22 protein-coding genes are annotated in these 20,557 nt (G+C 43.1%); 5 read left to right on the top strand and 17 right to left on the bottom strand.

Annotated elements, in window-relative coordinates:
- Nucleotides 1-8: 8 nt before the first annotated feature.
- From mltG to ACMXYN_RS08515, 9 genes are all read right to left on the bottom strand, one after another.
- Nucleotides 9-1,034, bottom strand: a complete 1,026-nt coding sequence (mltG, locus tag ACMXYN_RS08555; protein WP_415894405.1) for an endolytic transglycosylase MltG — start codon at nt 1,032-1,034, stop codon at nt 9-11.
- The gene (gene pabC, locus ACMXYN_RS08550) at nt 1,031-1,846 is read right to left on the bottom strand and encodes an aminodeoxychorismate lyase (protein ID WP_415894403.1); all 816 of its coding nucleotides are present in this window, start codon (nt 1,844-1,846) and stop codon (nt 1,031-1,033) included. The genes mltG and pabC overlap by 4 nt, the downstream gene beginning before the upstream one ends.
- Nucleotides 1,847-1,849: 3 nt before the next feature.
- Entirely contained in the window at nt 1,850-3,088 is a 1,239-nt protein-coding gene (gene fabF, locus ACMXYN_RS08545) for a beta-ketoacyl-ACP synthase II (protein ID WP_415894402.1), read from the bottom strand.
- A gap of 171 nt (nt 3,089-3,259) precedes the next feature.
- Nucleotides 3,260-3,493 (bottom strand): acyl carrier protein, encoded by a 234-nt coding sequence (acpP, locus tag ACMXYN_RS08540; RefSeq protein ID WP_007019607.1) that lies wholly within the window; start codon nt 3,491-3,493, stop codon nt 3,260-3,262.
- A gap of 163 nt (nt 3,494-3,656) precedes the next feature.
- Nucleotides 3,657-4,400 carry a 3-oxoacyl-ACP reductase FabG gene (gene fabG / locus ACMXYN_RS08535; RefSeq protein ID WP_415891384.1) on the bottom strand — a complete coding sequence of 248 codons (744 nt, stop codon included), beginning with the start codon at nt 4,398-4,400 and terminating at the stop codon, nt 3,657-3,659.
- Between the two features lie 23 nt (nt 4,401-4,423).
- Nucleotides 4,424-5,356, bottom strand: coding sequence for an ACP S-malonyltransferase (fabD, locus tag ACMXYN_RS08530; protein ID WP_415894401.1), 933 nt, complete (start codon nt 5,354-5,356; stop codon nt 4,424-4,426).
- Between the two features lie 96 nt (nt 5,357-5,452).
- Nucleotides 5,453-6,469: a phosphate acyltransferase PlsX gene (gene plsX / locus ACMXYN_RS08525; RefSeq protein WP_415894400.1), complete on the bottom strand. Its 1,017-nt coding sequence runs from the start codon at nt 6,467-6,469 to the stop codon at nt 5,453-5,455.
- 2 nt (nt 6,470-6,471) lie between these two features.
- Complete coding sequence (gene rpmF / locus ACMXYN_RS08520; RefSeq protein WP_007019603.1) at nt 6,472-6,654, bottom strand: 50S ribosomal protein L32; 183 nt, start codon at nt 6,652-6,654, stop codon at nt 6,472-6,474.
- Between the two features lie 23 nt (nt 6,655-6,677).
- The gene (locus ACMXYN_RS08515; RefSeq protein WP_415894399.1) at nt 6,678-7,190 is read right to left on the bottom strand and encodes a YceD family protein; all 513 of its coding nucleotides are present in this window, start codon (nt 7,188-7,190) and stop codon (nt 6,678-6,680) included.
- Between the two features lie 111 nt (nt 7,191-7,301).
- On the opposite strand from ACMXYN_RS08515, the gene ACMXYN_RS08510 reads away from it, so the two are divergent.
- Nucleotides 7,302-7,880 (top strand): Maf family protein, encoded by a 579-nt coding sequence (locus ACMXYN_RS08510; protein ID WP_415894398.1) that lies wholly within the window; start codon nt 7,302-7,304, stop codon nt 7,878-7,880.
- Between the two features lie 79 nt (nt 7,881-7,959).
- Here the strand turns inward: ACMXYN_RS08510 and sppA are convergent, their stop codons facing one another.
- Together sppA and ACMXYN_RS08500 are read right to left on the bottom strand one after the other, a co-directional pair.
- Nucleotides 7,960-9,018 carry a signal peptide peptidase SppA gene (sppA, locus tag ACMXYN_RS08505; RefSeq protein ID WP_415894397.1) on the bottom strand — a complete coding sequence of 353 codons (1,059 nt, stop codon included), beginning with the start codon at nt 9,016-9,018 and terminating at the stop codon, nt 7,960-7,962.
- Nucleotides 9,019-9,032: 14 nt separating this feature from the next.
- Nucleotides 9,033-9,692, bottom strand: a complete 660-nt coding sequence (locus ACMXYN_RS08500) for an HAD-IA family hydrolase (RefSeq protein WP_415894396.1) — start codon at nt 9,690-9,692, stop codon at nt 9,033-9,035.
- A gap of 172 nt (nt 9,693-9,864) precedes the next feature.
- Between ACMXYN_RS08500 and ACMXYN_RS08495 the strand changes: the two genes are divergently transcribed.
- Entirely contained in the window at nt 9,865-10,296 is a 432-nt protein-coding gene (locus tag ACMXYN_RS08495) for an RrF2 family transcriptional regulator (RefSeq protein ID WP_415884801.1), read from the top strand.
- On the opposite strand, the gene ACMXYN_RS08490 is transcribed toward ACMXYN_RS08495, so the two are convergent.
- Nucleotides 10,293-10,697, bottom strand: a complete 405-nt coding sequence (locus ACMXYN_RS08490; RefSeq protein WP_415894395.1) for a hemerythrin domain-containing protein — start codon at nt 10,695-10,697, stop codon at nt 10,293-10,295. The two genes, ACMXYN_RS08495 and ACMXYN_RS08490, sit on opposite strands and share 4 nt — an antisense overlap.
- Nucleotides 10,698-11,120: 423 nt before the next feature.
- Nucleotides 11,121-11,612, bottom strand: a complete 492-nt coding sequence (gene rraA, locus ACMXYN_RS08485) for a ribonuclease E activity regulator RraA (RefSeq protein ID WP_415894394.1) — start codon at nt 11,610-11,612, stop codon at nt 11,121-11,123.
- A gap of 116 nt (nt 11,613-11,728) precedes the next feature.
- On the opposite strand from rraA, the gene ACMXYN_RS08480 reads away from it, so the two are divergent.
- Nucleotides 11,729-12,301, top strand: coding sequence for a hypothetical protein (locus ACMXYN_RS08480; protein ID WP_415894393.1), 573 nt, complete (start codon nt 11,729-11,731; stop codon nt 12,299-12,301).
- A 45-nt stretch (nt 12,302-12,346) separates the two neighbouring features.
- On the opposite strand, the gene ACMXYN_RS08475 is transcribed toward ACMXYN_RS08480, so the two are convergent.
- Entirely contained in the window at nt 12,347-15,415 is a 3,069-nt protein-coding gene (locus tag ACMXYN_RS08475; RefSeq protein ID WP_415894391.1) for an FAD-binding and (Fe-S)-binding domain-containing protein, read from the bottom strand.
- Between the two features lie 145 nt (nt 15,416-15,560).
- On the opposite strand from ACMXYN_RS08475, the gene ACMXYN_RS08470 reads away from it, so the two are divergent.
- The gene (locus ACMXYN_RS08470; protein ID WP_415894389.1) at nt 15,561-16,496 is read left to right on the top strand and encodes a LysR family transcriptional regulator; all 936 of its coding nucleotides are present in this window, start codon (nt 15,561-15,563) and stop codon (nt 16,494-16,496) included.
- Nucleotides 16,497-16,517: 21 nt separating this feature from the next.
- On the opposite strand, the gene ACMXYN_RS08465 is transcribed toward ACMXYN_RS08470, so the two are convergent.
- A complete protein-coding gene (locus ACMXYN_RS08465) occupies nt 16,518-16,904 on the bottom strand; it encodes a VOC family protein (RefSeq protein WP_415894388.1) in 387 nt (128 codons plus the stop codon).
- Nucleotides 16,905-16,927: 23 nt separating this feature from the next.
- On the bottom strand, nt 16,928-17,146 hold the full coding sequence (locus tag ACMXYN_RS08460; RefSeq protein WP_415894387.1) for a hypothetical protein: 219 nt from the start codon (nt 17,144-17,146) through the stop codon (nt 16,928-16,930).
- A gap of 424 nt (nt 17,147-17,570) precedes the next feature.
- On the opposite strand from ACMXYN_RS08460, the gene ACMXYN_RS08455 reads away from it, so the two are divergent.
- Nucleotides 17,571-20,156 carry a putative bifunctional diguanylate cyclase/phosphodiesterase gene (locus ACMXYN_RS08455; protein ID WP_415894385.1) on the top strand — a complete coding sequence of 862 codons (2,586 nt, stop codon included), beginning with the start codon at nt 17,571-17,573 and terminating at the stop codon, nt 20,154-20,156.
- A 64-nt stretch (nt 20,157-20,220) separates the two neighbouring features.
- Here the strand turns inward: ACMXYN_RS08455 and ACMXYN_RS08450 are convergent, their stop codons facing one another.
- Entirely contained in the window at nt 20,221-20,439 is a 219-nt protein-coding gene (locus ACMXYN_RS08450) for a VF530 family DNA-binding protein (protein ID WP_415894383.1), read from the bottom strand.
- Nucleotides 20,440-20,557: the final 118 nt, after the last annotated feature.

Genomic DNA, 20,557 nt, shown 5'->3' with positions numbered 1-20,557 from the left:
TCTGGATCCTATGGCGAAGAGCGATAATCTTTACGACGTGTAAGCTGGTAGCGTCTAACCGCATTATTATGCTCTTTCAAAGTCGCTGAAAAATAATGACTGCCATCGCCTTTAGCAACAAAATAAAGCGCTTTACCGTCCGCAGGATTAAGCGCCGCTTCGATGGCCTCTCTACCAACCATGGCAATAGGTGTAGGCGGTAATGCCGGTATTACATAGGTGTTATAAGGCGTAGGCTTTCTTAAATCTTTACGGCGGATATTGCCTTTGTACTCTTCACCCATGCCGTAAATAACGGTCGGGTCAGTTTGCAGGCGCATACGTTTATTCAGTCTACGGACAAACACACCAGAAATAATCGGACGCTCATCTGCTCGCGCAGTTTCCTTTTCAACAATGGAAGCCATGATTAAAGCCTCATAAGATGACTTGTATGGCAATTTGCTGTCGCGGTTTTGCCATTCATCTTCCAAAATCTTTTTCATCATGGCGTTAGACCGCTTTAATACCGCCAGTGCTGAACCGTTCTTCTCGATACTGAACGTCTCCGCTAGGAACAAACCTTCTGGGTGTTCTTCAGAAACACCGAGCTGCTTAAGAAGCTCGTCTCTACTTAAATGGCTAACATCGTCTTTAAGGTATTTATGCTCACTAATCGCGAGCATCATCTCTTTGAAATTACTGCCTTCAATGATCGTAAAGCGATAATTTTTAGATACGCCAGATGTAATCACCTTTAAAAATTCAACAGGTGTTAAGCCGGCTTTTAACTCATATTCACCGGCTTTAATCTTATTCGCAAGACCAGATTGGCGGCCGTAGATCTTGAAATAATGGTTGTTAACCTCACTATAACTTTCTTTAAGATCTGCAACTACCCTATTGAAACTACTGCCCTTTTTAACTTCAAAAAGAGTTTTCTCTTTAACAGGAAGTGATGCATTAAGGAAAGCATTGTAATCATTCCATAACCAATAAGCCCCTGCCGCAGCCGACACGAATAGGACAAATAAAACAGTTAATATCTTTTTCAACAACTCATTTCCTTAGATAGCAATAATTGCAGATCTCTGGTGATTGGGCCGACACTTAAAGGCTTGCCATCGATTGTTATAACCGGCCAAATACCGATTAGACTGTTGCATATAAAAACTTCGTCTGCACTTTCAAGTACTGATTCAGGGTAATTCCCTTCGACAACCACAAGAGATAACTGATCAGCTAACTCGATCAGGCGATCACGCATAACCCCTTTCACACCACTTCGATCTATTTTCGGTGTATAGAGCACACCTTCATGTACCCAGAAAAGATTACTCATGGTGCCTTCAACGAGATTCCCATCTAGATCGGATACAAAACCTTCAGCTATATCTGGATCAGACCACTCAGATCTAGCTAGAACTTGCTCTAGCCTATTTAGATGCTTTATCCCTGCCAAAGCAGGATTAAAACCTAATCGCTGCTTACAGAGCCTTACAGAAACCCCTTGCTCTCTTTGCTGAGTAAAATCGGAAGAATCCGTAAGACTTATAATTCTTGTAGGCACGCAAGTGGCAGGAAGCTTATAGCCTCTTTCACCTATACCCCGTGTCACTGTCAGCTTTAATGTCTGATTGCCGGAGAAGTTTAAGGCCTGAATGTCATTCTTTACGGCATCTATTGCCCCTTCAGGGAATTTCAGACGATCTAAGCCCATCTGCAAACGATCTAAATGCTGATCGAACAAGTGTGGCTTACCATCGATCACAGCAATGGTTTCAAATAAACCATCGCCGTAACTTAGGCCGCGGTCATTTATAGATACCTGATCGGCTAAAGCGCCATTAATCCAGTACTTAGTCATAAATCAAATTTGACGGAACACCAAGGTTCCGTTGGTTCCACCAAAACCAAATGAGTTAGAAAGCGCAGCTTTTATCTCACAAGGCTGAGCAGTATGTGGAACGTAATTAAGATCACATCCTTCGGATGGGTTAACCAAATTAATAGTAGGCGGTGCAATTTGATCTCTGATTGCTAATGCACAGAAGATTGCCTCAACAGCACCTGCAGCTCCCAGCAAATGACCAATCATGGATTTAGTCGAGCTCATCCTGACATCAGCAGTTGCATTGCCCAACACTGACTTAGCCGCATTAGACTCAGCAATATCACCTGCCGGCGTAGAAGTGCCATGAGCATTAATATAGTGAATCTCTTCTGGCGCAACAGAAGCGTCATTAATAGCGTTTTGCATAGCCAAGGCCGCACCCGCACCATCTTCTGGCGGTGCTGTCATGTGATAAGCATCATCACTCATACCAAAGCCTGCTAATTCGCAGTAAATTTTGGCACCACGCGCTTTAGCATGTTCGTATTCTTCGAGTACAAGCACGCCTGCACCATCTCCAAGCACAAAACCATCGCGGTCTTTATCCCATGGGCGACTGGCTGTTTCAGGAGAATCATTACGCGTTGATAAAGCTCGCGCTGAGGAGAAGCCAGCAATACCTAATGGCGTAGTAGCCATTTCAGCGCCACCAGCCAGCATCACATCAGCATCACCATATTGAATCATACGCATTGCCTGACCAATATTATGCGTACCAGTAGTACAAGCGGTCGTAATAGCAATATTAGGGCCTTTAAGGCCGTATTTGATCGCCAGGTTGCCACCAATCATATTGATAATACTACCTGGCACAAAGAACGGAGATACACGCCTAGGGCCCGTTGTATTTAGTATATCAACGTTTTTCTCGATCATCGGCAAACCACCAATACCTGAACCTATAGCACAACCTATACGCGGGGCATTAGATTCAGTTACTTCTAGTTTCGAATCATCAATAGCCTGCATACCCGCAGCCATACCGTACTGGATGAATAGATCCATCTTTCGGGCTTCTTTGGCACTCATATACTGAGTAACATCGAAGTCTTGGACGGATGCCGAAAACTGAGTTGCAAAAGGAGAAGCATCAAAGTGAGTGATTGGACGAGCACCACTCTTACCCGCAAGTAAATTATCCCAAGTTTCTGAGACTGTATTGCCAATAGGGGTAAGCATACCGATACCGGTAATCACAACACGTCTACGTGCCATCTTTGATCTCCATATTCCAGACAAGGAAGTTCTATATAAAGCAGGAATTAACTATGCGTCAATTCTAACCGAACTGACTTAAGCATTAAACGTTATGTGTCTTGCAGGCAAAAGAAAAGCCGCTCTATCAAAGATAGGCGGCTTTTCGAAATTCTTGCTTGTAGCGAACGATTACTGGTGTGCGTTGATGTAATCGATTGCAAGCTGAACTGTAGTGATTTTTTCAGCTTCTTCGTCTGGAATTTCAGTTTCGAATTCTTCTTCCAGAGCCATTACCAACTCAACTGTGTCCAGAGAGTCTGCGCCAAGATCTTCAACGAAAGAAGCTTCTTGAGTAACTTCTTCTTCTTTAACACCTAGCTGCTCTGCGATGATCTTTTTTACGCGCTCTTCAATGTTGCTCATATCTATTCCTATCTTCTTATTAACACCGCATTCAAGTACGAAATGCGGTAAGAAATTTTATTAAAGCATCCCGGCTTTATCAAGCCAAGATTGTAAATTCATTCTCTACCTGACGGCACATTATCAACAATTAGCAGAAAAAAACAATTCCTTCTGCGGGTATTTAACCCATATACATGCCACCGTTGACCTGAATCGACTCACCAGTCACATAACCGCCGCCTTGACTGGCTAGAAAACCAACAACAGCTGCAATTTCTTCTGGTTGACCCAAACGATTCATTGGGATTTGAGATTTAAGCGCATCTTTGTGCTCATCTGCCAATCCACTTGTCATATCCGTATCGATAAAGCCTGGCGCAACACAGTTAACCGTGATGTTACGAGACCCCACTTCACGCGCCAGCGCACGAGTAAAACCTTCCATTCCCGACTTAGCTGCAGCATAGTTTGCCTGACCAGCGTTACCCATAGATGCTACTACAGAGCTTACACTGATGATACGCCCCCAGCGAGCTTTAGTCATGCCACGCAGACAACCCTTAACAAGGCGATAGATTGAGTTAAGGTTCGTATTCAATACAGAATCCCACTCATCTTCTTTCATGCGCATCAAAATGTTGTCACGCGTGATGCCTGCATTGTTAACTAATACTTCCACTGTACCGAAATCATCCTGCACAGTTTTTAGCACAGCCTCAACCGATGCGCTATCAGCAACATCCAGTACTAGCCCTGTACCTTTAACACCCGCCTCAGCAAGGTAAGCAGAAATAGCTTCTGCACCCTTCTCGCTTGTAGCTGTACCAACAACCACAGCACCTTGACGACCAAGCTCTTCAGCGATCGCTTTACCGATACCGCGAGTAGCGCCAGTTACCAGCGCAATTTTACCTTCAATACTCATTTAAAAAATTCCTTGCGCGACAATTATTGACCTAACGCTTTTTCAAGACCCGCAGCATCATTGATTGCTGCAACACTCAAAGGCTTATGAACTTTTTTGTTCAAACCAGATAGTACTTTACCTGGACCACACTCTACAGTGCTTTCCAAGCCTTGCTCAACCAAACCTTGGATAGTTTTAGTCCAAAGTACAGGGCTATATAACTGAGCAAGTAGATTTTCTTTTAATTCTTCAACTGAAGCAGGAATCGAAGCAGTAACATTTTGTACCACATCAATTTCAGGCATACTGATTTCGATTTTAGCTAGCTCTACTGCCATCTTTTCAGCCGCAGGCTTCATTAGTGCGCAGTGCGACGGAACACTTACTGGAAGCGGAATAGCGCGCTTAGCGCCAGCTTCTTTACAGTTCTCGATTGCACGATCAACTGCTGCTTTTTCACCCGCAATCACAATCTGACCAGGGCAGTTATAGTTAACTGGAGAAACTACTTCACCTTGCTCAGCATCCTGACAAGCTTTCTCGATAGCATCATCAACCAGACCAAGAATAGCCGCCATAGCACCGCTACCCGCAGGCACGGCTTGCTGCATAAATTCGCCACGCAGTTTTACTAGATTTACACCATCAGCAAAACTGATTGCACCAGCACAAACTAACGCTGTGTACTCACCCAAACTATGACCTGCAACAACAGCTGGTTTAGCGCCATTCTGTTCCTGCCATAAACGCCATAAAGCAACACCTGATGTTAGAAGCGCAGGCTGAGTCTTATCGGTTTGATTAAGATCTTCTTCTGGACCATTCTGAACCAAGTCCCATAGGTCGTAACCTAGAACTTCAGAAGCTTCAGCGAAAGTGTTTTTAATAACTGGATGTGTTTCAGCAAGTTCCGAGAGCATCCCTACTTGTTGAGAGCCCTGCCCCGGAAATACAAAAGCAAGAGTTTGCGACATGATGTCCTCAAATCGTCAATTAATACACGCCCTATGAATCAGGCCATTCGCCGTAGTTTACAACATTCATAGGTAATTAAAACTGTGTGAAGGGTATTAGGTAAGCCTTGCCTCTATTTCACTGCAAATCTTACTTGGTATATTTTGTTCTATCTCTGCCACGGCCTGATCAAGCGCATACCCAAAGCACTGCTGATTAGCTGCTCCATGGCTTTTTATCACTATTCCTTGCAAGCCTAATAAACTTGCACCATTACGACGCGATGGATCCATCTGCTTTTTCAAATCAGCAAGCACTGGCTTAGCCAATAACGCAAGAAACTTTCTATAAAACCCCTGCTTAAAGCTAGCTTGTACTTTTTGATTAATTAATCGAGCCAGACCTTCGCTACTTTTCAGCGCGATATTACCCACAAAACCATCACAAACAACTACATCAGCATTTCCGGCATACAAATCATCGCCTTCAATATAACCAACATAGTTCAAGCCACCCTGCTCCTGAATCAAACGCGAGGCCAGCTTAACCTGCTCATTACCCTTAACTTGCTCTTGACCAATATTCAAAAGCCCTACACGTGGACTCTCAACATTATCAACAGCAGCCGTCATAACCGAGCCCATAATCGCAAATTGCAGCAAATGCTCTGCACTGCAATCCACATTTGCGCCCAAATCTAAAAGATAGCAATGACCTTTAGCTGTAGGAACAGAGGAGATAATCGCAGGACGATCTACTCCGGGCAGCATTCTTAGAATATATCGACCAAGCACCATCAAAGCACCTGTATTACCGGCGCTCACGCATGCTTGAGCCGCACCTTCATCTACAAGCTGAATGGCTTTGTACATCGAAGATTCTTGACCAGTACGAAGCGTTTGAGATGGTTTTGCTGACATGGAAATAGTGTCAGGTGCATGAACGATATCTACACGACAAGCAACATCAGAATCCAAGCCAACAAGATAAGGCTGAATAACATCGCTGTGACCGATAAGTTTTATTGATAAATGAGAATGACGCGCTAGAGCATCGAGTGTGGCGGGAATAGTAACGCGGGGACCGAAGTCCCCGCCCATCACATCAACTGCAATGGTGTAGTAATCTGACAAGCTTATTCGTCATCCTGCTTGTTGATTACCTGCTTGCCACGGTAAAAACCGTCAGCAGATACGTGGTGACGACGGTGAGTTTCACCGGTAGTTTCTTCTACAGATAGAGTCGGGTTACCCAGAGCATCGTGGGAACGACGCATGTCGCGACGGGAACGAGACTTCTTACTTTTCTGAACTGCCATGACTAAATAGCTCCTGGTTCTTTCTATTTGTTGTCGGCTTTCAACTGAGCCAACACACTAAATGGATTCGGTTTTTCGTTTTCTTCTGTCACTGCCTCGCCGAAGGAAGTATTGATAGAGCAGTCATCATGATAAGCATCATGCGGCAAACTCAGAATCAACTCTTCTTCTATAACAGGCAGTAACTCAATCTCTTCACCCTCAACAATGAGGGGGTCATAACTGCGAGGTAACTGCTGAGCAGCCTCCTCACTGGCCGCAACTCCAAGATTAAAATCTGCCTCTACGGCAACCTCTACTGACTCCAAGCAACGCTGACACGTCATTGTTACATGACCTGTGGCACTGCCTGTGAGAGTTCGAATTCGCTGCTCATCTACCGCAAATTGAAGATCGACATTAAATTCCCCTTCTTTATCGGCTAACGCCTGACAAAGATTGGGCATGTCCTTCAGTGCAGCTTGGCCTGCGATTCGTACTTCCCGCTCAGCAAGTTTTCGCGGGTCTACTCGTTTAGGTAATGGACCGTTTGACATAAGCGCGCAATTCTAGGGCCCGAAGCCCGTTCTGTCAAAGACTTTGGGGTTTAATTCTACAATAAAACCGCTAATATTTATGCCTTCGCATATTCATGGTCAAAAAATCACATGAGAAATCTAATTTTAGCCTCTAGCTCACCCTTCCGTCGCCAAATTTTGGACAAATTAAATTTGGAGTATTCATGCATTTCACCAGATATTGACGAATCGGCATTAGAGAACGAATCAGCAGAGGAATTAGTTGCTCGCTTATCTGCTAGCAAGGCACAAAAAGTTGCCGACGAAGTGTCTAACTCATTGATTATCGGTTCAGATCAAGTCGCTGTTTTAGGTGATGAGATACTTGGCAAGCCTCATACGCATGAGAATGCGGTTAAACAATTACAAAAGCTATCAGGCAATGCTGTTACATTTTTAACAGGTCTTTCCTTACTTAACTCAGACACCGGCCAGTGCCAAACAGAAGTTGTTCCATTTAAGGTTTATTTTAGAGAGCTCACCACCTCTATGATCGAAAACTATCTGCGCGCTGAAGAGCCATATAAATGTGCAGGCAGCTTTAAATCTGAAGCATTAGGCATTGTACTGTTCGACAAACTCGAAGGCGAAGATCCGAATACACTTATCGGCCTGCCTTTGATCCGATTAGTAAGAATGTTAGAGAAAGAAGAACTAAACGTTTTATAACAAAACGACCTTATAAACATCAAACACAAAAAAAGGAGGGCCAAGCCCTCCTTTTTTATTCTTCGATCACATAAAGTGTTTAACGAAGCTCATGACTTTTCGTATTGACACCCAGCTCAGCCGCAATACCTTTCGCAAAGCTTACACCTAGCTCATCAACAATCTGCTTCCAAGGCTCCTGCTTCGGAGAGTAATCAACCAGCTTCTCAACTTTAATTACTTCTCGTGCAACGTAGCTGGAACTACCCAGCGCATCAACCAAACCAAGTTCGATTGCCTGCTCGCCACTCCAAACCAAGCCACTGTATAGCTTTGGATCATCTTTAAGGCGATCTCCGCGACCTTTACGAACCTGATCAACAAACTGATTATGGGTTGTATTTAGTACACTTTGCCAGAACTCTTCCTCATCACTGTTTCTCGGAGAGTAAGGATCTAAGAATGCTTTGTGCTCACCCGCTGTATATAAACGACGCTCAACACCAATCTTTTCCATCAGATCAACAAAACCAAAACTACCGGCAACAACACCAATAGAGCCTACCAAGCTGGCTTTATCGGCATAGATATAATCTGCCGCGGCCGCAATGTAATAAGCACCCGACGCACCAATATCTGTAATAACAGCGTACAAAGGTTTATCAGGATAAATTGCTCGAAGACGCTTAATCTCATCGTAAATATAACCCGATTGAACCGGACTCCCCCCTGGGCTATTAATCCGTAGAATCACAGCTTTGGCATTTGGCTCTTTAAACGCTTCACGTAGTGACCAGATAATATTATCCGCACTAGCTTCATCGTCTGAGCTAATAACACCTTTCACTTCAATAATGGCAGTGTGAACCTGCGGCTTAACATCAGTAGCGATATCTTTACCGGCAAAGAAAATACCTAATAGCGCAAAAAGATATACAAATGTCAGCAGCTTAAAAAAGATTCCCCAACGGCGAGCCCTACGCTGCTCAGTAAATAAACCGTTTAAGGTTTTCTCAATTAACTTCCACTCTTTCTTACTCGCACCGTCTTGTTTCGCGTTTTCAACGGCGCGATCCAGCTTACTTCCTGTCGCTGCTGAAGCTTCCTGCTGTTCTGGAGCTTCATTTTGTTCAGATTCATTCCATGGATTATCAGACACACACTTCTCCTGTATCAGGCAAAAACACCCTGACTTTCTAACCAATTTTCCAATTCCGGAAACTCATGAACTTCCAAAACCGGGTTATAACCTTTTAAACGGTCTAAATGATGGGCACCGTAACTGACAGCGATAACATCCATACCGGCCTGTTTACCCATCTCTAAATCATATTCGGTGTCGCCTATCATAACAGCCTCAGAGGCTGAAACACCGGTTTCTTGTAGAATTTCCTCTAGCATTAGAGGGTGGGGTTTTGAGATAGTTTCATCGGCACAACGGGAAGTTTCAAATAAATAACCTAACCCTGTTTCTGCAAATACGCGATTCAATCCTTTCCTACTCTTCCCAGTCGCTACAGCCATACGCATACCTCTGCTATGCATCTGTTCTAAACTTTTCTGTGCACCGGGGAACAGTGGAGATGGCGTAGATTCATTACCTAAGAAATATCGGCCATAATTTTGTCGCATTAACTCTATTCCATCCTGATCAACATCAGGAATCAGGATTTTAATCGCCTCAGGTAAACCTAACCCGATAATATTTTTCACTTCTTCATCGGTAGGAATATAAAAACCGCTATCTTTTGCTGCTAGCTGCATACAGGAGATGATTTTGGCTGCAGAATCGATGATTGTGCCGTCCCAATCAAAAATGAGTATTTTGTACACTCAAACCTCTTAACTTCTTCATAAGAAAGGAATCTATGTTTATATAGAAGTAGCGATAAAGGTCAAGATCAATGAAACAACTATCTTATTAGGCTTTTCTTAAGGTAGTTCTTGCCATGCAGCAATCTGATAACGTATATTTTGCAGACATTTTTTAAAAAGCCAATCTAGCATGCAATTAAGTCGATTCACAGATTACACTCTTCGCGTTTTATTCTATGTTTCTACGAACGATGATCGCTTAGTGACGCTTGCCGAGATAGCAGGTTGTTACGATATTTCTGTAGAACACCTTCGCAAAGTGGTACATGCACTATCTAAGGCTGGACACTTAGATACATTTCGCGGAAAAAAAGGCGGCATTAAACTAGCAAAGCCTCCTGCAGAGATAAATATTGGCGAAATTGTTGCCGATGCAGAAGGCAGACAACCGCTAATTAATTGTGGACAGCAACACTGTCGTCTAACAGGTTTCTGCACTCTCCAGCATGTACTCGGTGATGCTCAGAAAGCCTTTATGCAGGTCTTAGAAAAGTACACACTGGCAGATATGCTAAATAACGACGCGATGCGTGATAGCTTAATAACGACAAAATCGGTTTAGGTCGCCATCGCCATCGCTATCGCTAACTCTTCTTTCTTATAATTAAGCTCCAACCAAGGGAACAAGTTCCGCTCTTCAAATCGTACATGTTCCTTTAATAGCTCACCAAAACGATTTACCACGTTCGAATCATCTCCATCCAACATGCTCAACAATTGCTTGTGATCATCTACAAGGCGATCCGCTAGTAACTCTCCCTCACCTACGAGCAATGGTAATAAAGCACGCTCTTCTTGATCGAAATGAGGCTTTAACTCTCTGTATAAAACTTCTCTTTTAGCCTGCCAGTATTCATCAATCTCTCTATCAGCTTCTTTTCGTAAGTTATTGATATGTTTAACAGTAACTAAAGCTTTATGATGATCATGACTTAGTGGAATTAGTGCCTCTACTCTTTTCATTCCTCTCTACCCTCACAAATATATGTGCAAATCGATTATCTCAGGATTATTCGAATCACACCAAATCTAATTAAATTTTGCGTTTTCTTCGAGCAATCTCTTTAATATGCATTTTAAATACATTATATTGTTTATTAATTCATTTCAAATACATCTTATGTGAGGACTTATGGTTATTTGGAGCAATACAGAGTTAGTTGTCTACTCCCTGGTGCTAGGCATGATTTTATTTAAGTTCTGGACTGTATGGCACGTATCCAAAAAAGCCCAAGCTACTATTGAGGGCCGAATGATTTTCTTATGGGGAATTGTAGGAATGAGTACATTTGTTTTACTTGCTAAAACTTACATTTCGTACCAAATGAGCACTATTTAAAAACAAAAAAGCCCGCTATGAGCGGGCTTTAAAACACACTAACTGAACTAGTCTTCAGAAACCTCTAGTTTTTCAGCAGAAACAAGCACACCGTTGTTGTCTGCATATACGTACTGACCCGGCTTGAATGTCACGCCACCGAACGTAACGTCAACGTTGAGCTCACCAAGACCTTTCTTTTCAGTCTTCATTGGGTGGCAACCTAGCGCCTGCACACCAATATCTAGGTCGCTGATTGCGTTAACATCACGGATACAACCGTAGATAATAATGCCTTCCCAGCCATTTTTTGTTGCTTTTTCAGCAAGCATATCGCCAAGCATTGCACGACGCATTGAAGCACCACCGTCGACTACAAGTACTTTACCTTTACCAGGTAGAGCAACCTGCTCACGAACTAAAGAGTTATCTTCAAAAGCTTTTAGAGTAACGATTTCGCCGCCAAAACGCTCTTTACCACCAAAGTTACCGAACATTGGCTCAACAACCTGTACCTGGTCTGGGAACTGATCACACAGTTCTGGCAAAAGATCTTCCACAATATGCTCCTTAAACTGGATAACTGCACCTAAGAATAGGTGCTCTCAAAATCTAAAGCAGGTATATTCGCCGATTCATTGTGCAATTGCACTACTATTTTGGGCTAGGATTGAAAATGAGTTTAATTCTTAATAATAAAGCACTTCTACAAGCCATGGTTGGCGTAAGCGCATTACTACTATTAACTGGTTGCTCGCAAAAACGACATACTTTCTGCCATGATGACACTAGTCATTGTGAGCCGCCTAGCCCGCCTTCTCTTTCAGCATCATCCAGCGAACCGACTGAAATTGATAGTAACGAGTTATTAATCAAAGCTTCATATAGTGATAATGAAATCCAAGGGGCAGCCTCTAAAATACCTGTTCAAGTTATAGAAACCCTGCGCCATCAACCTAATGAAGTGATCACTAGATCCCCTCAGGTTATTTTTACAAAAAGAATTTCTCAATTAGAAACCGCTTTTGGCTTGTATACCATTCAACTGGGCGCATACAAGCTTGAGTCGAGCCGTCAAACTGTCATTAAGCGTTTTAAAGATCCACAACCACTTAACCTATTCTCAATGCCCAATGGTTTGCTTGGCTTATCTTATGGCTCATACGCTTCAAAAACGGATGCTTTAGAGATGGCCCAATCCCTCGAACATCAAGGTTTTCATGATCTACTCATTCGTAGAGCACCCTAAACAAAAAACGCAGCTTAAAGCTGCGTTTTTTGTAAGAACTGACAATTACTTATCCTTCAATAGGCTCAACAGCTTCTGAATTGGATGAGGCAATTGCTGATCATCGATACGCTTAACCTGACTACGGCACGAATAACCTGTCACAAGCAAGCGATCTTTGTTGTCTGGGTTATTCACCACTTCAGACCAGCTCAGCTGGTAGATCTCACGAGATGTCTCAACGTTCTGAGTTTCGTGGCCGTATGTACCCGACATACCGCAACAGCCCACCGCCTCAATATCCAGTTTTAAGCCCATCGCTGCGTAGACTTGCTGCCACATACGAATACTAGGTGCAGCATTAGTCTTCTCAGTACAATGAGCCATCAACTTAAATTCATTTGTGGAGCGGTTAGCTAGATCGAAAGCGCCCAGCTTATCTTTTTGATTGCTCAACCACTCTTGAATCAGCTGCACTTTTGGCAGATCTTTCTCTGGAATCACATAACCGTATTCCTGACGGTAAGTCAGCGTCATTGATGGATCTATACCAATCATTGGTACGCCCGTGTTATCTAGCTCTTTTAGCATCGCGCTGTTAGATTCAGCAGCCTTTTCAAATGCTTTCATAAAGCCATGCACATGCAACGGCTTACCATTTGGCTTGAATGGCGCCAATAGAACATGGAATCCAAGCCCAGAAAGTAGATCAACAAGATCCAACACCAGCTGCGTTTCAAAGTAACTTGTAAATGCATCCTGTACGATGATTACAGAATTACTGCGCTGCTCTTCACTCAAGCTCTTTATTAGCTGCGGTGAAGCAAATTCAATACCACGCACTTTCATGCCAGAGATCAAGCTATTGGTACAGATGGTAGGACTATCAACCATACCTGCATGCTTACGGAAAATCGCTTTAAGCGCTTTATTCTTCATCGCCCAGTTATACGGCGCTGGGAATTTAGACAACCATGGAATCATGTACTCCAAAGAACCAACCATATAATCCTTTGCTGGACGCAGGTAACGACCGTAGTAGACCTCCAAGAAGCGCGCACGGAAATCTGGAACGTTAACTTTAATAGGACACTGACCCACACAAGACTTACACGCCAAACACGCCATCATTGATTCGTGGACTTCATGAGAGAAGTCGTACTCTACCTCTTTTTTCTTCGCCAGAGTGTTTTTGATGCGCTTTGGTAAAGAAGCGATAAAAGAGCTCGCTTTAACACGCTTAGCCTCTTCAACTAAATCAGTGCCATTTTGCTCCATCAGGCGTAGCCATTCACGAATCAATGAAGAACGACCTTTTGGCGAGTTAATACGCTGACGGGTACCTTTCCATGAAGGACACATCGCGTCATTTGGATCGTAGTTAAAGCATGCGCCGTTACCGTTACAGAACATTGCTTCTTTATACTCTTCACGCGTTTCTGATCTGATTTGGCGATCAAATTGGCCACGCGTCGGTACTTCATCGATCTTAAGTAGCTCAGCACCATCAATTGCTGGCGTAGCGATCTTCCCCGGGTTCATCTGGTTGCGCGGGTCAAATCCACCTTTGATTCGTTGTAGCTCAGGATACAACTCACCAAAGAACTCAGGCGCATATTCAGAACGAACCCCTTTACCATGCTCGCCCCACAACAGACCTTTGTATTTAACAGTAAGGGCTACCACTTCATCCGTGATATCACGAATTAAAGATTCCTGTAGCTGATCTTTCATATCGATAGCTGGTCGTACGTGCAGTACACCCGCATCAACGTGACCAAACATACCGTACGCTAGGTCTCGATCATCCAGAACCTTACGGAACTCCATGATGAAGTCAGCAAGGTTCTCGGGTGGAACAGCAGTATCTTCCACGAATGGGATCGGACGCTCTTGTCCCTTAGCATTACCTAGCAGGCCAACAGCTTTTTTACGCATAGCCCAAACTTTGTTGATCTCGCCGGCACCATACACCACAGAGAAGCCAAAGCTCTTACCAGCTTGACCCGCAACAGATTTAAGATGCTCTTCTAATCGCGCAACATCGGCTTTTAGAGATTCCTCATCATCGGATGTGTATTCAACTAGGTTGATACCACTGATCTCTGGCTCACCTTCTTCTTGCGGGAAATAGGCACTTACCGTGTCCCAGATAATATCGCCCATTGCAAGATTAAGTACTTTAGAATCAATGGTTTCTATGGATGTTGGGTTCCACTCCATTAAGTCTGTAGCGTCACGTAAAGATGATTCAAAGCTATCGTACTTAACGTTTACCAATGCAGCGAACTTAGGAATTGGCAGAACATTCAACTTAGCTTCAGCAATAAAGGCCAAAGAGCCTTCACCACCACAAAGTACCGAATTTAGATTAAAACGCCCTTCTTCATCACGGATATGCGCAAGGTCATAACCTGTGAGGCAGCGGTTTAATTTAGGGAACTTGGCATCGATCAGATCTTTCTTCTCGGTGAATACTTCATCCACCAATCTGTGCACTTCACCAACACGATCTTCTCGCTGCTGTATCTCAGCCAGCTCTTCATCAGAAATTGGCTTTGAGTTCCAAAGCTCACCACCTAAGAACACCGAATTGAGCTCAAGTACATGGTCACGGGTTTTACCGTACATCACCGAGCCCTGACCACTTGCATCGGTGTTGATCATACCGCCGACTGTTGCACGGTTACTGGTAGAAAGCTCAGGTGCAAAGAAGAAACCATAAGGTTTTAGTGCACGGTTAAGCTGGTCTTTTACAACACCGCCTTGAACACGAACCCAACGCTCTTCTGCATTAATCTCTAACACCTGATTCATGTGTTTAGATACATCAACAATCAAGCCATCAGTCAGAGACTGGCCATTAGTACCTGTACCGCCGCCACGCGCACTCAGCTTTACTTCAGCAAAGCGAGACTCATCTGCTAGTTTGGCAATCAGCACCAAATCATCTGTAGATTTCGGGTACAAAACACCCTGAGGCAGCATCTGATAGATACTGTTGTCTGTCGAAAGAACGATACGGTTTGCGTAATCCTGATTCAGATCGCCGGCAAAACCCGCTTTCTGTAACGCTTCGATAAACTGAAGGTAAATAGCTTCGGTAGTTTCGACTTGGGAAAGACGAGGGATCATAATACTGCCTCTATAAATGACCGTACTTCAAGAGCAGTGCTCAATTGCTCTTATGCAGTCAAATTCTCAATTTGTGATATTGGGCGCAATAATGCAGAATTATCATTTATCAATCAAACGATAAAATTCGATAGATTAATTGATAATGACGAATAATATCTCAATTCGACATCTACGCGCATTTGTTGAAATCGTTGCTTGCGGTAGCTTTACCCGTGCAGCAGATAACTTACACCTTACCCAATCAACACTGACAGCAACGATAAAACAGCTTGAAGATCAAGCCGGCTTAAAGCTTCTAGACCGTACCACACGCCGCGTTTTGCTTACTGGCGAAGGCGAAAGCTTTCTTCCTGTTGCAGAAAAATTGATCTCGGATTTTGATACTGCGTTTATTGATCTACAAGCAACCGCGACTCACCAACAAGGCCAAGTGGGTGTAGCTGCATCTCCATCAATGATTGGTCGTGTACTGCCTTCGATAATCAAAACTTACCACCAGCAATATGAAAAGATAGGCATCTATCTTCGAGATGACAACGCAGGCGGTATAGAACAGCGAGTGCTCGAGAATGAAGTAGACTTCGGCATTGGTGGTAACCACTCCAGACAGTCAGAACTTAAATACCAACCGGTGCTCAGTGACCACTACGGCGTAGTTTTACCGCACGGCCATCCTCTTGCAACATTTAAAGAATTAGATTGGAGCCAAGTCAGTGAGCTTGATCAAGTTCACTTAACGGAAGATACCGGTACACGGACACAACTTTTAAAACTACAAAAAGAGAATAACCTGGACCTAAAACTACAAGGCGCCTTGATTGAAGTATCAACCCCAGCGGGTTTAGCAGAGATGGTTAAGGCAGACATTGGAATATCTCTTTTACCCGCCCTTGCAGCAAGCACAAGCGCCTTTGATCAATTAGTCTTTGTTCCGCTAGCGAACCCAACGCTAAAACGCGAGATATGCATTATCACAAGAAAAGGTCGAGCTTTAAGCCCTGCAGCTGAAAGCCTGCTTAAGCTGATCACCAGCCAATTTGAAACTGCGAGCCTGCCAAAATTTGTCGAGATTAATTAAGAGAAGGAATTATGTAGCGACTCAGGCATCTACATAATTAGAGAGTTCGATAAGATTACCGTCAGGATCACGCAAATAAACCGAGATAATATTACCTACTGCACCCGTGCGTCTGACTGGCCCTTCGATCATTCTCACATTGTGATCTAACAGATGTTGAATCACCTCTTCGATTGGCTGCTCAACAATAAAACATAGATCCGCACTACCGGACTGAACTTGATCAGCTTTAGGTTCAAATTCATTCCCCAGTTCATGCAGGTTAATCTTTTGATTTCCAAAAGCGAGCGCTATACGATCTCCCTTAAAGACAACCTTCTCCATACCTAAAACCGTAGCATAAAACTCTACAGTAACATCTATGTCTTTTACGGTTAGGACAAGGTGATCAAGACGCTCAATCTTCATAACTCTGGCTTCTTTAAGTCTTATTAATCTTCGTCTTGCATAGCGAATGAGAAGATTCCCGCTTCAAGCCCAGCCAAACGAGCAACAATACATGACTCCTCTTCATCTGTTAGAACCAAGGATTCTTCATTCGGAGTGAAGAAATATTTATCCTTAAACACATCAAACTGAATCTTGCCGAGGATACGACCACTCTGACTAATACAATCCAGCTCTTGCTCAATCGAAAAGAACAAAACCATCAAACACTACCTTTCATACAACTTCTTTGCGCGGATGATAAGCCTTGATAAAGGTAGACTCAATGCTGGCATGTTTAGTTGTATCAAATCGATCCACTCTTGTTCAAAGCATAAACAGTAAAGATAAACGCTATAGTCACATAAGCGTTATAACGGCACCTTTTCTTATAATTTGCAGAAATATATTGAAACAGCACCCTCTCAATGAATAGAATTGCTGCCTTATATTTTACTCATGTTTAATAAATGCGAAGTATTTCCTTGTTAAACATAGAGTTAGCTAAATTTAGTAGAATTTCGCTGTATGAATTCTTGTTTCTGACACACCGTTTCTTGACCCCGGTCAATCGGTCTAAAAGAAATAACATCTATATTGGCCTTTGACTAAATTGAACAATAATAATAAATAAATGCGTGGTTGCCGGTGAAGAAGTCCGCTACATCTATTCGTAGTTTCCTACTCCAAAGAACGTTTATCTTCTCCGTTCTTGGATTCCTTATACTCGTTTCTGTTACCCATTATGCGTTCACTAAGAGCATAGAGAAAAATGCCAGCGTCATGGCAGAGCGTGTTGCAAAGCAAACGTTTAACTCTATGTATCTGGTCATGAGCCAAGGCTGGAATAGACACCAGCTAGAACAGTTCATGAAACAGATGGAGAAAGATAATAGAGACAGTGATCTAAGTGTCTCTATCTTCCGAGGTAAACTCGTAACAGAAAGGTTTGGTGAGATGGAGTCACCGGCTTTATCCGATACTCACCGCCAAGTTCTTTCTTCTGGTAAATCTCAACTGGTGACTTCTGACGACAGCATTAGCTACTACTATGCTCTTAATGCCAAAGAGGTTTGTACTCATTGCCATTCTAATGTGAACGATGGTGATACATTAGGGATGATCGAGGTAACTCAAGAGCTAGATAAGTCACTATTACACGCAAACCGTGAACTAATTTTAACCCTGCTACTGGTCTCTCCTCTGCCATTACTACTTGCGTTCCTAGCAACGCGACAAATCACATCCCGGATAGACAACTCAATAGAACAACTCGCTGACAGTATCGATAGCATTGAATCTATTTCTGACCTTTCTCGTATTGAAGAAGGCCGAGATCGTCTCGCATTCCGTGAGTTACAGGACATATTCTCGCAAGTAAAAAACCTGTCCTCAAAACTTAACGATATAGCCGTTGATAAAGAGCTACTAGAATTTGAAATCAGACTATTAGAAAAGTTTGTTATAACTTCCGAAGTCGTTCGAGACTGGCGTGAATACGTAAATTTCCTCATTGTCGATATCAATAAAGTGATGAACGTCTATACCATGTTCTCTATCTTCAAGGTCGATAATGAAGTTTTCGATTTAGAAGTCTTCTGGCTACAACCGCCAAGTGATCGCACTCGAAAGTCGATGGAACAGGCGATCATGAAGCGCCTTGCACAAGATGGCTCGCCGTTCGAACTGAGTGATATCAATATTCGCCACAATATGGTGAATGAACATGCAGAGCCAATGGATTTAGATGATGATGCTATTGAGCTCCAGTGCAAATCGCTACTGGTAGAGACACCTAAGATTGGCGGTATTGTCGGTATCGGGGTTCATTCAGATACCATCCAGGACACAACCAAGTTACTTGTTCTCGAGAGTATTCTTTCTACTCTACTTAACGTAGTAGGCTCAGTTAGAGCGATCTACAAATACACCAAAGATCTAGAATACTATGCAACACGAGACCCGCTAACGAATCTCTATAATCAACGAATGTTCTGGGAGCTGTTGGATTATGAATTAGATCGTGCAGACCGCCACGACTATAAAGTAGCCCTACTTTTACTAGATCTAGACAACTTTAAGAGCATTAATGATGGTTACGGCCATAGCTGGGGTGACAAGTTGTTGGCTGACTTCTCGACTGCACTTCAAAATGCTTTAGGCAAAGACGCCATCATTGCTCGCTACGGTGGTGACGAATTTGTAATCGTCTTACCAGAAAGCGATGTAGCGCACGCGGCCCAAGTGGCAGAAACGGTCCTACTTACCAGTCGTAATCACGCATTATATTACGACTCAAACACCTTCTTAAAACTGACAGGCTCTTTGGGTATGGGGATTTACCCAGACCACGCTAAAAACAAAAAAGACCTGTTTATGTTTGTAGATAACCTGATGTACCGCGCTAAGAACTCCGGTAAAGATCAGATTGCTCTACCTAATGAAAATGAGCTAGTCGACATCTTCAAAGAGATGTCCGATAAAACCGTTCTGGTTACTCAAGCGATCGAGCGTAAAGAGCTAATTCCTGCATTCCAGCCTATCGTATGCTCTAAGACTGGCAATATACATGCAGTAGAAGTACTCAGCCGAATCAAACTATCTGGTGATAGGCTTATGAGTGCGAGTGAATTTATCGAAATTGCAGAATCAATTGGCAAAGTCCACCAGCTGGACTACATCGTCATGGATAAAGCTTTTGAGCAAGTTCAAGCAACAGGTTACGAAGGTAAGATCTTCATCAACCTATCCCCTCGCTCAATCATAATCAGTGACTTTATACCAACCATTAAACAACTAGCAGAAAGCCACGCTATCAATCCAGAGAGCGTTGTTTTCGAAATAACCGAACGAGATACCGTCAAGAATATCTCCGTATTAGAAAGCTTTGTAATGAGCTTGAAGGATAAAGGCTTCAAGCTTGCGATTGATGATTTTGGCTCAGGCTTCTCATCCTTCCACTACCTAAAACACCTGCCGATCGATTATGTGAAAATCGAAGGTGAATTTATCGCAAACATGGCAAATGATGCTCGTGATATGGCCTTTGTTAATAGCATCTCTCACCTGTCTCAAGAACTGAATGTAGAGACAGTCGCAGAGTTTGTAGAGAGTGAAGAAGTATTAGAACTGGTAGAGGAAGCTGGCATCACCTATGCACAAGGATATCATTTAGGCAAACCGAGTCCTGATCTTGAAGGTATATTAAAAGCGACTGAAGTTTTCGTACGTTAAAAACTACAACAGCCTGCCAAAAACTTTTGGTAGGCTGAATATTTTGTGATACACCCGGCTTTATTCAGCTAAAAGTCTTTATATATAAAGCTTCAACCTTATCTCTCGCCCATTGAGTACGGCGTAAGAATTTGAGAGATGACTTGATTGAAGGATTATTGTAGAAACAGTTGAGTTTAATCTTTGCATCTAAACTTTCCCAACCATAATGATCGACCAAACGAGTCAGTATTTTCTCTAACGTCAGACCATGTAGCGGGTTATTAGGTTGTTCTTGGCTCACTGCTAATTCCTAGTACATAAAAGATTTGTAGTAATCGTATCAGAATAACACCAGAGCATGATTATTAAAAAACAGGAATCATTAGATTATCGCTCTATCTATTGATGTAGGGCTAGCA

It is taken from the genome of Neptuniibacter sp. PT8_73 (genome assembly GCF_047778045.1).
Lineage (GTDB): Bacteria > Pseudomonadota > Gammaproteobacteria > Pseudomonadales > Balneatricaceae > Neptuniibacter.
Note: the sequence above shows the minus strand (reverse complement) of the source record. Positions and strands in the feature narration are given on the sequence as shown.